The 11,382-nt window shown below is 74.6% G+C and carries 13 protein-coding genes; 4 read left to right on the top strand and 9 right to left on the bottom strand.

Features of this window, described 5'->3' with window-relative positions:
* Nucleotides 1-4: 4 nt before the first annotated feature.
* The 4 genes from ACZ3ZE_RS25125 to ACZ3ZE_RS25140 form a co-directional block, all read right to left on the bottom strand.
* The gene (locus tag ACZ3ZE_RS25125; RefSeq protein ID WP_361177031.1) at nucleotides 5-1,138 is read right to left on the bottom strand and encodes an aminopeptidase P family protein; all 1,134 of its coding nucleotides are present in this window, start codon (nucleotides 1,136-1,138) and stop codon (nucleotides 5-7) included.
* Between the two features lie 106 nt (nucleotides 1,139-1,244).
* Complete coding sequence (locus tag ACZ3ZE_RS25130; protein WP_361177029.1) at nucleotides 1,245-2,195, bottom strand: DUF1444 domain-containing protein; 951 nt, start codon at nucleotides 2,193-2,195, stop codon at nucleotides 1,245-1,247.
* A gap of 51 nt (nucleotides 2,196-2,246) precedes the next feature.
* Nucleotides 2,247-3,137: a LysR family transcriptional regulator gene (locus ACZ3ZE_RS25135; RefSeq protein ID WP_361177027.1), complete on the bottom strand. Its 891-nt coding sequence runs from the start codon at nucleotides 3,135-3,137 to the stop codon at nucleotides 2,247-2,249.
* Nucleotides 3,138-3,159: 22 nt separating this feature from the next.
* A complete protein-coding gene (locus ACZ3ZE_RS25140) occupies nucleotides 3,160-3,702 on the bottom strand; it encodes a tetratricopeptide repeat protein (protein WP_361177025.1) in 543 nt (180 codons plus the stop codon).
* 105 nt (nucleotides 3,703-3,807) lie between these two features.
* Here ACZ3ZE_RS25140 and ACZ3ZE_RS25145 point away from each other — a divergent pair, with 105 nt between their 5' ends.
* Entirely contained in the window at nucleotides 3,808-4,602 is a 795-nt protein-coding gene (locus ACZ3ZE_RS25145) for a CTP synthase C-terminal region-related (seleno)protein (protein WP_467260783.1), read from the top strand.
* Nucleotides 4,603-4,643: 41 nt separating this feature from the next.
* On the opposite strand, the gene ACZ3ZE_RS25150 is transcribed toward ACZ3ZE_RS25145, so the two are convergent.
* The 3 genes from ACZ3ZE_RS25150 to ACZ3ZE_RS25160 form a co-directional block, all read right to left on the bottom strand.
* On the bottom strand, nucleotides 4,644-5,021 hold the full coding sequence (locus tag ACZ3ZE_RS25150; protein ID WP_361177021.1) for a nuclear transport factor 2 family protein: 378 nt from the start codon (nucleotides 5,019-5,021) through the stop codon (nucleotides 4,644-4,646).
* Between the two features lie 82 nt (nucleotides 5,022-5,103).
* On the bottom strand, nucleotides 5,104-5,670 hold the full coding sequence (locus ACZ3ZE_RS25155) for an isochorismatase family protein (RefSeq protein ID WP_361628921.1): 567 nt from the start codon (nucleotides 5,668-5,670) through the stop codon (nucleotides 5,104-5,106).
* 39 nt (nucleotides 5,671-5,709) lie between these two features.
* On the bottom strand, nucleotides 5,710-6,345 hold the full coding sequence (locus ACZ3ZE_RS25160) for a nucleoside/nucleotide kinase family protein (protein WP_467260785.1): 636 nt from the start codon (nucleotides 6,343-6,345) through the stop codon (nucleotides 5,710-5,712).
* 55 nt (nucleotides 6,346-6,400) lie between these two features.
* Here ACZ3ZE_RS25160 and ACZ3ZE_RS25165 point away from each other — a divergent pair, with 55 nt between their 5' ends.
* Entirely contained in the window at nucleotides 6,401-6,853 is a 453-nt protein-coding gene (locus ACZ3ZE_RS25165; RefSeq protein WP_467260787.1) for a VOC family protein, read from the top strand.
* Nucleotides 6,854-6,884: 31 nt separating this feature from the next.
* Here ACZ3ZE_RS25165 and ACZ3ZE_RS25170 read toward each other — a convergent pair whose 3' ends face one another.
* Complete coding sequence (locus ACZ3ZE_RS25170; RefSeq protein WP_467260789.1) at nucleotides 6,885-7,796, bottom strand: helix-turn-helix domain-containing protein; 912 nt, start codon at nucleotides 7,794-7,796, stop codon at nucleotides 6,885-6,887.
* Between the two features lie 268 nt (nucleotides 7,797-8,064).
* Here ACZ3ZE_RS25170 and ACZ3ZE_RS25175 point away from each other — a divergent pair, with 268 nt between their 5' ends.
* Both ACZ3ZE_RS25175 and ACZ3ZE_RS25180 read left to right on the top strand, forming a co-directional pair.
* Nucleotides 8,065-8,211, top strand: coding sequence for a hypothetical protein (locus tag ACZ3ZE_RS25175; RefSeq protein WP_165590942.1), 147 nt, complete (start codon nucleotides 8,065-8,067; stop codon nucleotides 8,209-8,211).
* A 4-nt stretch (nucleotides 8,212-8,215) separates the two neighbouring features.
* Complete coding sequence (locus ACZ3ZE_RS25180) at nucleotides 8,216-9,445, top strand: cupin domain-containing protein (RefSeq protein WP_361177013.1); 1,230 nt, start codon at nucleotides 8,216-8,218, stop codon at nucleotides 9,443-9,445.
* 45 nt (nucleotides 9,446-9,490) lie between these two features.
* Here the strand turns inward: ACZ3ZE_RS25180 and ACZ3ZE_RS25185 are convergent, their stop codons facing one another.
* Entirely contained in the window at nucleotides 9,491-11,350 is a 1,860-nt protein-coding gene (locus ACZ3ZE_RS25185; protein WP_467260791.1) for a S9 family peptidase, read from the bottom strand.
* Nucleotides 11,351-11,382: the final 32 nt, after the last annotated feature.

An 11,382-nucleotide genomic window follows, 5' to 3' on the forward strand; every position in this document is an offset into this window, starting at 1 on the left:
GGTGTCACTCCACGATCGCCATCTCCCTCGGCGTGTTGTTGAAGCGGTGGCCGGTGCCGTTCTCCGTCAGGGTGACGATGTCCTCGATGCGGACGCCGAAGCGGCCCGGCAGGTAGACGCCCGGCTCGATGGAGAAGCACATGCCGGGGACGACCGGACGCTCCTCGCCCTCGATCATGTACGGCGGCTCGTGGGTGGTGACGCCGATGCCGTGGCCGGTGCGGTGGATGAAGTACTCGCCGTAGCCGGCGTCCGCGATCACCTGCCGGGCGGCGCGGTCCACGTCCTGGCAGGCGATCCCGGAGCGCACCGCCTCGAACCCGGCCTGCTGGGCTTCCCGTACGAGGTCGTGGACGCGCCGCTCCTCGTCGGTGGGTTCGCCGACGTGCACGGTACGGGTGGTGTCGGAGCCGTAGCCGTGCTTGAGGCCGCCGAAGTCGAGGACGACCATGTCGCCGCGTTCGATGGTCCGGTCGCCGGCCTCGTGGTGCGGGTTGGCGCCGTTGGGCCCGGAGCCGACGACGGTGAAGTCGACCTGGGAGTGCCCGAACTCCATGAGCAGCCGGGCGAGGTCGGCGGCCACCTCGGTCTCTTTGCGGCCGGCGAAGCGGACCTTGAGGATCTCGCCGTACGCCTGGTCGGCGGCGGCCCCGGCGGCGGCGATCCTCGCCAGCTCGTGCTCGTCCTTGACGGCCCGCAGCATCGGCAGGGCCTCGGTGAGGGAGACGTACGAGGTGGTGGGCAGGGCCTGCTGGAGGCCGAGCAGGTGCATGGCCCAGGCGTTGTCGCTGACGCCGAAGCGCCCCTCGGCATCGAGCAGGGGCGCGGTGACCGCGTACGGGTCCTTGCCGTCGGTCCAGTCGCGCAGGGTGAGCGCCGGGGCGCCGACGGCCTTCTCCGCGTCCGGGGCCTCCAGGGTGGGGACGACGAGCACGGGGTCCTGGCCGGGGGCGATGACGAGGACGGTGAGGCGTTCGGTGATCGCGGTCGGCTGGTAGCCGGTCAGGTAGACCAGGTCGGGGCCGGGGGCGACGAGCACGCCGGCGAGTCCCGCCTCGGCTGCGGAGTCGGCGGCGCGGGCCATCCTGGCGCGGTAGTCGTCGGCGGTGAAAGGGGTGGGTGCGGTGCTCTCGGGCATGGGGGATCTCCTCCTCGACGTACAGCATCCTGCCGCGCGCGGGCGGCGGGCGCGACCGGTCGGCCGGGGCGGAGGGGTGTGCCGGGGCGGTGTGCGGGGGCGCCCGTCACGGGCCCTGGACGATGAGCCGTTCCAGGAGGGCCTGGAAGTCGTCGCCGACGACGATGCGCAGTTGCCCGTCCTCCTCGGCGTACTCGCTGAGCTGGGTGAGCGTGCCGCCCCGCCACCAGAAGACGTACGGGCTGATCGCGCCCGGTGTGTCCTCGTAGCCGGAGGCTGCGAAGGAGGCCATCGCGCCGAGCGCGGGCACGATGCTGGTGTCGCGGATGGGGTGGAAGGCGAGCTGGTGCCGGAAGGGCAGTGCGACGAGCGCGCCGTCCGCGCCGAGCGGCCGGCCGGTGACGCGGCGGACGACGGCGTCGAGGTCGAGGACGCGGCTGGCGGTGTAGAAGGAGTCGCCGAGGATGACCTCGAAGCGCATGCCGTCGGCGTCCTTGACGGTCTCGTGGCCCTCGACGGGCAGGTCGCGCAGGTTGTGCAGGGCCCGTTCGCGCAGCCGCGCGGGGTCGCCGAGGCGTTCGAGGGCGTCGTCGGTGAGCGTCATCACGCTCTCCGGCAGGTCGAGGGCGAGCACCTCGTACAGGCCGGGGGCGACCGTGCGGGCGTAGCCGAAGGTGCCGGGGTCGATGCCCTCGTCGCTGACCACCCGGGGGTAGAGCTGGGCGCGGATCTGCTCGGGCGGCAGGGTGTCGAGGGCGGAGGGGCCGTCGAGGGCACGCACCCAGAGGCGGACGTGGCGGCGGACGAGGTCGGGCCAGACGGGGGTGCCGCGCGGGTCCTGGTGGCAGACGGCGGCGAGGGTGCCGAGGCCGAAGCGGCGTCCGGAGTCGTCGGTGACGGCGTCGGCGTACACGGTCACTTCGAGTCCGAGTTCGGCGAAGGCCTCGCGGACCCGGCCCCGGAAGAGGGCGGCCTCGCGCTCGGAGAAGTACGAGAACTGCGGGTCCCTGGGGGCGTCCTCGCCGTCCCGCCTGGGCCCTCGCCGGAACCACCCCACGTCCGCCCGCCTCTCGTCGTCGTTCGTTCCGTCCGTTCCGTTCGGGTCAGACTAGCGACCGGTCGCGGGCGGGGCGTCGAGTCGGGCGATCAACTCGGCGGCGAGGCCGGTCGGTTCGCCGTTCGGACGGAGCAGTTCGGTGCGGTGGACCAGGCGGGGCGCGGTGAGCGGGACGGCGGCGGCCCCCGGGATCCCGGTGGCGGCCGGGGCGGGCAGCAGGGCCAGGCCGTGGCCGGCGGCGGCCAGCGCGGCGACGGTCCGGGCGTCGGTGCCCTCGTAGCGCAGGGCCGGGCGGAAGCCGTGGCCCGCGGGCCCGGCGTGCGCGGCGCGCAGCCGGTCGAGCGGGAAGGCCGCCTCGGGGGCGTCGAGCCAGCGGGCGTCGACCAGGTCGGCGAGCCGCAGCCCCGGGCGCCCGGCGAGCGGGTGGCCGGCGGGCAGGACGACGGCGAGCGGCTCCTCGGCGACCCGCCGGGCGGTGAACGGGGCGACGTCGGGGAGCCGCAGCGGATCGCTGGGGGCGGCGATGCCGTCGACGAGCCCGAGGTCGGCGGCCCCGGTGGCGACGGCGGCCGGCACCTCGTCGCGGGGCAGCGTCCGCAGGGTGACCCCGGCGGCGGGGAGCGCGGCGAGGGTGCGCGGCGCCAGGGCCAGCGGGGCGGCGACGAGGGTGAGCGTCTCGCGGGGCGCGGCGGCGAACCGGGCGAGGTCGGCCCGCGCCGCGTCGAGCCGCAGCAGCAGCGAACCCGCGTGCTCCAGGAGCCGTTCACCGGCCGGGGTCGGGCCGACGGGCCTGCGCGTGAGCAGCGGAAGCCCGAGGTCCGCTTCGAGTGCGGCGATGTGCTGGGAGACGGCGGACTGGGTGTAGCCGAGTGTCCGCGCCGCCTCCGAGAAGGAGCCGAGCCGGGCGACGGTGAGGTAGGTGCGGAGGAGGTGCGGGTCCATGGGGGCGGGGGTGCCGGGCCGGTCAGGACGCGTCGGGCTCGGTGCCCAGCAGGGCCCGGGCGTAGTACGCGAGGGAGCGGTTGTAGCGGGGCAGCAGGGGGGCCAGGGCGCCGAGGGCGAGGGAGGCGGCCTCGCGGTCGCGGCCGGTGTCGGCGAGGGCGAGCGCGAGGAAGGCGTCGACGGCACCGGCCAGGGCGGTCTCGTCGGCGTCGAGCCGCTCGGCGGGGATCGCCCGCTCCTCGGTGAGGAGTTCGACGCTCCGGTCGGGGCGTCCGAGGTTGCGCAGGCTGCTGGCGAGCTGGATGACGGCACGGCGTCGCCGCAGTCCGGTGAGGCCCGCGTCGAGGGCCCGCTGGTAGAGGCGCACGGCCTCTTCGGGGAGGCCGGTGGAGTCGTGCGCGGCGCCGCGCTCGAAGAGGGCGGCGGGGTCGTCGGCGGGGCGCTCGTCGGCGAGTTCGGCGATCCGGGCGCGGAACTCGGCCGGGTCCTCGTACGTGTCGAGCGCGGCCCAGAGGGCGTCGACGCGGCGCTCCCAGTCCCCGGTGTCGCTGCTGGTGGCGGTCATGGCCTCACCCTACCCACCGCGAGATGAGCGAGATAAGTGATCGTGATGGACGGTGCACGAATCATCGTTGGACGTGAACGGGAACGCCCGCCGAGCATGGTCCCCATGAACACCGCAGACACCGCAGCCACCGCAGACACCACAGCCACAGCCACCGCCGTGACCGCCGTCGCTTCAGGCGCGCCGTCCCCCCGCACCCCCCGTATCGCCCTCGTCGGCGACCGCTCCCCCCACGTGAAGTCCCATGTCCGCATCCCGCTGCTCCTCGACGCGCTGGCCGAGCGGGACGGGCTCGTGCTCGACGCCTACTGGATCCCGTCGGGTGACGCGGAGGTGCCGGGCGCGGTGAGCGGGTTCGACGCGGTGTGGCTGCTGCCGGGCAGTCCGTACGTGAGCGAGGCCGGGGCGCTCGCGGCGATCCGTACCGCGCGCGAGGAGGGGATCCCGTTCCTGGGGACCTGCGCCGGATTCCAGCACGCGCTGGTCGAGTTCGCGCGTGAGGTGTGCGGGCTCGAACGCGCCGCGCACGCCGAGAACGACCCGGAGGCGGACCCGGAGGACCTGCTGCTCGCCCCGCTCGCCTGCTCCCTCGTCGGCCACGAGGGCGCGGTACGGGTGACTCCCGGCTCGCTCGCGGAGGCGGTGTTCGGGGCGGAGCGGACGACCGAGCGCTACCACTGCGCGTACGGTCCGGACGGGCGCCACCTGGACACCCTGGAGCGCCACGGGATGCGGTTCACCGGCGCGGACGACGAGGGCCAGATCCGGATCGCGGAGCTGCCGGGGCACCCCTTCTTCCTGGCGACCCTGTTCCAGCCCGAGCTGGCGGGCGACGGCAGCCGGCCGCATCCGGTGGTGCGGGCGCTCGCGCGGGCGGCCGTGGAGCGCGCGGCGGGCTAGTGCTGTGACCGCACACCGTGTACGCGACAGAAGGATGCCCCTCAGGAGGCGGACGGTTCGATCTCCCCCGCGAAGACGATGACCTGGTCGATGAGGCTCCGCCGCAGATGGACGACGTCCGTTCCCGCCAGGCGGGGGCCTCCGTCCGGCGTGGTGAAGACCCACTGGTACCGGGCCCATTCGCCGGGCATGTCCACCGCCGAGCAGCGCACCATCGTGCCGGTCCCCGCCGGGTGGTGCCGGATGTCCAGCACGAACCGCTCGACCGCCGCGATTCCTTCGCTGCGGCCCAACGGCCCCCAGAAGACCACGTCCGAGGTCAGAGCCTGGGAGAGCAGGGCCGTCACATAGCTGTCGTCCGAGGCGTTGAACGCGGAGACGAACGTGTCGATCGCGGAGCGTGCAATCTCTTCCTGCATGCCCCAGTAATACCAGCCGCTTCGCGTGCGCTCGTCCCCCGAGCCGCCTTCCGGTCACGGTGAACCATCCCGGTCACCGCATCTAGGACGCCCCGGCGGGCGCGCCGAAGTCGACCTCGGCGGCGGGCAGGACGCGGATGCTGCGGCCGGGGAAGTCGAGGTGGCGGAAGATCTCGTTGTGGTGGGCGACGGACCGGTCGGGCTCGGCGTAGGGGCCCTCGGCGCCGCGTACCGAGGTGGTGTGCCCGTCGGCGACGAGGACGAGGTCGTAGCGGCGGCTGAGGGCCTGGCGGGCCGTGGTGTCGACGCAGATCTCGGTGGCGAAGCCGGTGACGAGGAGCTCGGTGACGCCGAGCGCGGCGAGGGTGGCGTCGAGGCGGGTGTCGAGGAAGCTGTCGGCGCCGGTCTTGGCGACGACGGACTCGCCTTCCTCCGGGGCCAGTTCGGGGACGATCCGCCAGCCGTCGGTGCCGGGGGCGAGTTCGCCGCCGGGCGGGCCGTGGTGCTGGACGGTGACGACGGGGACCCCGGCGGCGCGGGCCCGGGCGCGCAGCCCGGCGATCACGGCGATCGTCTCGGGGGCGCGGTGGGCGATCTCCGCGAGGGCGTTCTGCATGTCGATGACGAGGAGCGCCGGCGCGTGGGTCATGGGCCCACCGTACCGGCGCGGCCGGGTCCCGCGTACGGGTCAGTCGCCGCGCACGACGAGGTGGGCGCGGCCTCTCCCGCGTTCCACGAGGCGGGCGTTGGCCTCGTCGGAGTCGGCGACCCACCGGCGGGCGTGCTCCTCGTCCTTGCCGAAGCGGACGTGGCGGGCGACGAGCCGGGGCACCCGGTGGCGGGCGTCGAGGTCGAGGTACCAGGCCTCGTCGAGCAGCGGCAGCACGGCGGCCCAGGGGCCCTCGTCGTGCAGCAGGTAGTTCCCCTCGGTGATCACCAGCGGGAGTTCGGGCGGCACGGCGATCGATCCGGCGACGGGCTCCTCCAGGGAGCGGTCGAAGGCGGGCGCGTAGACGGTGGTGCCGGGTTCGGCGGCGCGCAGGCGGCGGAGCAGGGCCGCGTATCCGGCGGCGTCGAAGGTGTCCGGGGCGCCCTTGCGGCCGGCCCGTCCGAGTCGCTCCAGTTCGGCCTGGGCCAGGTGGAAGCCGTCCATGGGGACGAGGACGGCGCGTCCGTCGAGGCGGGCGGCCAGCCGGGCGGCGAGGGTCGACTTGCCGGCGCCGGGCGGCCCGGCGATGCCGAGCACCCGGCGCCCGCCGGCGTCGGCGAGGGCCCGCGCCCGCTCGGCGAGCCGATCCAGTGCCGTCACGTCCATGCGGGGCATTGTCGCACCGCGCGTCCGTTGGCGGCCCTCGCGTCATACGTATTACGTTGCCCTCATGACCGACCTGACCGACCCGCCCTCCTCGTCCACGGGCCCCTCCGCGCCCCTCCTCCCCGCCCTCGCGCTGGTCACCCTCGTCGTCCGTGACTACGACGAGGCCGTCGACTTCTACACCCGCGCCCTCGGCTTCGACCTCGTCGAGGACACCGACCGTGGCGACGGCACCCGCTGGGTCGTCGTCCGCCCGCGCGGCGCGCACGGCACCGGCCTGCTGCTGGCCCGCGCGAAGGACGCCACCCAGGCGGCGGCCGTCGGCGCCCAGACCGGCGGCCGGGTCGGCTTCTTCCTGCACACCGACGACTTCTCCCGCGACCACGCCCGGATGACCGCCGCCGGGGTCCGCTTCCTCGAAGCCCCCCGGCACGAGCCGTACGGCTCCGTCGCCGTCTTCGAGGACCTGTACGGCAACCGCTGGGACCTCCTCCAGCCGGCCCCGGCCGGGGACTGACCCCGGCCCGCGCGGCGCGTCCGCCCGGATCTCACCCTTCGGACCCGCACCGCGCGGTTTCGGTCAACGGCCCCGCCCTGCGGCCGACTTCGCGCGGGGTGGGGATGAGGGTGCCGTACCGGGAGATGGTTGACGCGGGCGGCGCCGGCGCCTGCTCGAACAGCCGGACCGGCGGGGCGCAGACCCCGCAGGTCCCGCAGGGGGCGTCGGCGGGCTCGGCGGCGGGCCTGTCGGCGGACTCGGAGGTGGGCCCGGCGGCGGGCTCCGAGGTGGGCCCGGCGGCGGGCTCCGAGGCGGACTCGGCGGCGGACTCGGAGGCGGACTCGGAGGCAGTCCTGGACCGCCCCACTCCAGGCTGGGGGCCACTCTCGACGGCGGGCCCGGACAGCCCCTCGCGGACCCCTTCCCCCAGCTCCCCCGACTCTCCCCGCTCGCCCCGCTCGCCCCTCTCGCCCAGCTCCCCCAGCTCCCCCGCCTCCCCCACCGCCTCCGCCTCGAGCCCGTCCAGGGCCGCGCCGAGCTGTCGCAGGGCCTCGCGGGCGGCTGCGATCAGTCCGCCGAGTTCCTCGCTGGCGGCCGGGGTCCGGCGCACGAGGAGCCGGTTGCGGACCAGGACCCGGTGGATCGTGGTCCGTGAGGGGGCGTCGGGCACTCCGAGCCGGTCGAGGGCCGCGCGGAGCCGGCCCGCGCCCCAGCCCGGGTGCCGTTCGCGCAGCGAACAGATCAGCGCCTCCACGGCGGGCGGGATCCGCGCGGGGCTCTCGTGCGGGCGTCGTGAGCGGTCCGCGAGACCGCCCTCGCCGTGCGCCGCGTACCGCTTCCGCCAGGCGTACAGCGTCTGACGGGAGACGCCGTGGCGCCGTGCGACCTCGGCGACGGGCCGCCCGGCGAGCACCTCCCGCACGGCCCGGTGGCGCTGTGCCGCACTCGCGTGTCGGGTCACCGATCCTCCCCCCTCGCGTCGGAGCGTTCCGGTCCGACTCCCGCCTATCGGTGTAGACCACGGCACGTTTCAGCGATGTCTCCGCTCCTGGGGAACCGTGTCAAGAATGTCGTGGAACTCCTGACGGAACGGTGCCGCAGAAACCCCCTGGAAGGTAATTGGACAGGGCACGTTGAAGCGTTGACAGCCCTCCACGGTGCTGACGAGTATCGGTGCCGCTCCGCACAGTTGTACGGAGTTCCTGAAACACCAGGAAACGGGAGGGAACATGGAAGAGCGCAATTCGTTGCGGCCGGACGAGATCGAGGTCTCGCCGTCCCCGATCGCGACGCCCGATTTCGTGATCTCGGACAACGACCCGACCGACCCGGTCTTCGTGATCGCCGACAACGACCCGTCGGACCCGGTGATCTGACCGTATGGCCGTGACCCACGGCGGGTGGAAGGCTGCGCCCCAGGCGCAGCCTTCGCTCGGCCTCAGCAGCCTCCTGTCCCCCGTGACCCCCGACGAGTTCAAGCACGCGTACTGGGAGAAGAAACCCCTCGTCGTGCACCGGGAGAATCCCGACCATTTCGCGGCCTCGCTGAGTTTCCGCGATGTCGACCATATTCTTTCCACTTCCAGTGTCCGTTCCTCCGAACTCAAGGTCGTGGTGAACGGGCAGGAGATTCCGCTCGTCGAAATGGCGGCGTCGGGTCCGGGCGGGCCGAGCAACGGGCTCGAAGTCCTCTACGACCTGTACCGGCGCGGCTCGACCGTCGTCTTCAAGTTCCTGCACGAGCGCTGGGAGCCGCTCGGCCGACTGTGCCGCACACTGTCGGGCGAGTTCAGCGCCGGGTTCCAGGCGAACGCCTATCTGACCCCGGCCGGCGCGCAGGGCCTCACCAGCCACTACGACACGCATGACGTCTTCGTGCTCCAGGTGTGGGGGTCGAAGCGCTGGCGGCTGTACGAGTCGCCCGACGAGCTGCCGCTGGCCAACCAGCCGTACCGCAGGCCCAAGGACGGTCCCGGCGCCCCGGTCCGCGAGTTCGACCTGCGGCCCGGCGACCTGATGTACATGCCGCGCGGCACCGTGCACGACGCCACCTCCAACGACGAGGCCTCGCTGCACATCACGCTCGGCGTGCTGCCGGTGCTCTGGTCGACGGTGCTCAAGGACGCCCTGGACCGGGCGATCGAGGGCGATCCGCGCTACCGGGGCGCCCTGCCGCCCGGCTTCGCGCTCGACCCGGAACTGCGGGCCGGGGCCGCCGCGACCCTCGCGGAGCTGCTCGGCTCGGTCGCCGGGGCGGTCGATCCGGCGGAGCTGGTCGAGCGGGCCGCGAGCCGGGCCCTGGTGGGCCGCCGCCCGGTCCTGGACGGGCATCTGCTGGACCTGGAGGGGCTGCGCACGCTCGGCCCCGACACCCGGGTGCGGCGCAGGGCCGAGCTGCTGTGGTCGCTGCGCCCGGAGGACACGGGGCTCCAGCTGGAGTTCCACGGCAAGGTGGTGCGGCTGCCGGCCCGGATCGAGCCGGAGCTGCGGTACGTGCTCGACGCGCGGGCCCCGTTCACGGCCCGTGACGTGACCGGCCGGCTGGACGTCGAGGGCCGCCTGGTGCTGGTCCGCCGGCTGCTCCAGGAGGGTCTGCTGACCCTGGCGTAGAGAGAGCCGGTCCGGGCCGGGCCCCCGTCCGGCCCGGACCGCCCCTCACGCCTCGTACCGGCCGCCGAGGTGTTCCGCGAGGAAACGCTCGGCGGCCGCGTAGAACGCCAGTCGGTTGCGGGGCCGGACGAAGCCGTGCCCCTCGTCGGGAAAGAGCAGGTACTCATGGGGAACGCCGCCGCTCCGCAGCGCGGCGACGAGCTGCTCGGACTCCTCGCGCCGCACCCGCGGGTCCCGCGCGCCCTGCCCGATGAGCAGCGGGATCCGGATGCGGTCGGCGGCGAACAGCGGGGAGCGGGCGCGCAGGAACTCCGCGTCGTCCTCCGGCGAGCCGACCCGTCGGCGCAGCATCGCCGCCATCGGCCCCCAGGTCGCGGGCACGGACTCGATGAAGGTGAGCAGCGAGGAGGGTGCGGCGACGGCGACGGCGCAGCGGTAGTCGCCGGGGGTGAAGGCGGCTCCGGCGAGCGCCGCGTAGCCGCCGTAGGAGCCGCCGTAGATCGCGACCCGGCCGGGGTCGGTGTGGCCGAGGGCGACGGCGTGGCGGACGGCGTCCTGGAGGTCGTCCTGCATCCGGCCGCCCCACTCGCGGTCGCCGGCGCGGGTGAACTCCTTGCCGTAGCCGGTGGAGCCGCGGAAGTTGACCTGGAGGCAGAGGTAGCCGCGGTCGGCGAGCCACTGGCTCTCGGCGCGGAAGCCCCACTGGTCGCGGGTCCAGGGTCCGCCGTGGACGCTCAGGACGGTCGGCAGCCGGTGGCGGCCGGCGCCGGGCGGGAAGGTGAGGTAGCCGTGGACGCGCAGCCCGTCGCGGGCGGTGAAGGAGAAGGGTTCGACGGGGGCGAGCGGGCGTCCCTCCAGGGCCGGGAGGTGGCTGAACAGGTACTCGACGCGGGCCGGCCGGCCCGCCGCGGCCCGGTGCAGCACCCGGTAGCCGGCGGGCGCGTCGTCGGTGTTGTGCTGGACCAGCCAGTGCCGGTCGGCGCGGTCCCGGCCCAGCACGCTGACGTCGCCCGGGGCGGCGGCCCGCAGCGCGGCGAAGTCCTCGGCGAGGGCCGGGTCGAGGAGTTCGAGGTCGTTGCGGGCGCGCCGGACGAGGACGAACTGCGGTTCCCCGGTGCCCGGGTGGGCGCCGACGCCCTCGACGTCGTGCTCCGGGTCCGCGTACACCGCCTTCGCCGCGCCGGTCGCCGTGTCGAGACGCAGCAGCCGGGCGGTGTCGGAGCCCTCGGAGGAGAGCACCAGCAGGGTCCGGCCGCCGGTGGTGAAGCCGAACGGGCGCAGCGCCGGAGCGTCCTCGGGTCCGGCGCGGTGCAGTTCGCGCCACGGCGCCGTCTCCGTGTCCCGTACGAGCAGGCTCACGGAACCGTCCGGGTGCGGGCGCAGCGCGCCGCGCACCCGCAGCCGGTCGTCGGCGATCCAGCGGCTGAACCCCTCGTCGAGGGCGGCGAGTTCGAGCGCGCCGGTGGCCGGGTCGAGGCGGTAGGCGTCGTGGACGGCCGGGTCGCGCAGGTTGAGCCCGACGAGCAGCCGGTCGGGGCGGCGCGGGTCGAGGGAGACGATCCTGGCCTGGACGCCCTCGTAGGGGGTGAGGTCACGGGCCGAGCCGGGCCCGTCGGCGGGGTCGACGGCGTACAGGTGCGTGTTCTCGTCGCCGTCGCGGTCCTGGACGTACAGGATGTGCCGTCCGTCGGCGGACCAGGCGAAGGCGCGGACGCCGCGTCCCGCGTCGGCGGTGACGGGGCGGAAGTCCCGGGTGCGCCAGGGCCCGGCGTGGACGTTGAGGACTCCGGAGGCGGCGGGCGCGAGGTAGGCGAGCCGTTCGCCGTCCGGGGAGAGCGCCGGGCTCATGCGGTGCGGGTTGCCGAAGAGCACCGCGCGCGGGATCAGGGGCGGGGCGGTCGTCATGGAGCACGTCCTGTCGTGTGGGGCCATGTGGC

This window comes from Streptomyces sp. NPDC023157 (assembly GCF_055560575.1).

Coding starts and splice junctions, on each gene's coding strand:
- ACZ3ZE_RS25125 (WP_361177031.1), bottom strand. CDS start 1,138: ATGCCCGAGAGCACCGCACCCACCCCTTTCACCGCCGACGACTACCGC.
- ACZ3ZE_RS25135 (WP_361177027.1), bottom strand. CDS start 3,137: ATGGACCCGCACCTCCTCCGCACCTACCTCACCGTCGCCCGGCTCGGC.
- ACZ3ZE_RS25140 (WP_361177025.1), bottom strand. CDS start 3,702: ATGACCGCCACCAGCAGCGACACCGGGGACTGGGAGCGCCGCGTCGAC.
- ACZ3ZE_RS25145 (WP_467260783.1), top strand. CDS start 3,808: ATGAACACCGCAGACACCGCAGCCACCGCAGACACCACAGCCACAGCC.
- ACZ3ZE_RS25150 (WP_361177021.1), bottom strand. CDS start 5,021: ATGCAGGAAGAGATTGCACGCTCCGCGATCGACACGTTCGTCTCCGCG.
- ACZ3ZE_RS25155 (WP_361628921.1), bottom strand. CDS start 5,670: ATGACCCACGCGCCGGCGCTCCTCGTCATCGACATGCAGAACGCCCTC.
- ACZ3ZE_RS25160 (WP_467260785.1), bottom strand. CDS start 6,345: ATGCCCCGCATGGACGTGACGGCACTGGATCGGCTCGCCGAGCGGGCG.
- ACZ3ZE_RS25165 (WP_467260787.1), top strand. CDS start 6,401: ATGACCGACCTGACCGACCCGCCCTCCTCGTCCACGGGCCCCTCCGCG.
- ACZ3ZE_RS25175 (WP_165590942.1), top strand. CDS start 8,065: ATGGAAGAGCGCAATTCGTTGCGGCCGGACGAGATCGAGGTCTCGCCG.
- ACZ3ZE_RS25180 (WP_361177013.1), top strand. CDS start 8,216: ATGGCCGTGACCCACGGCGGGTGGAAGGCTGCGCCCCAGGCGCAGCCT.
- ACZ3ZE_RS25185 (WP_467260791.1), bottom strand. CDS start 11,350: ATGACGACCGCCCCGCCCCTGATCCCGCGCGCGGTGCTCTTCGGCAAC.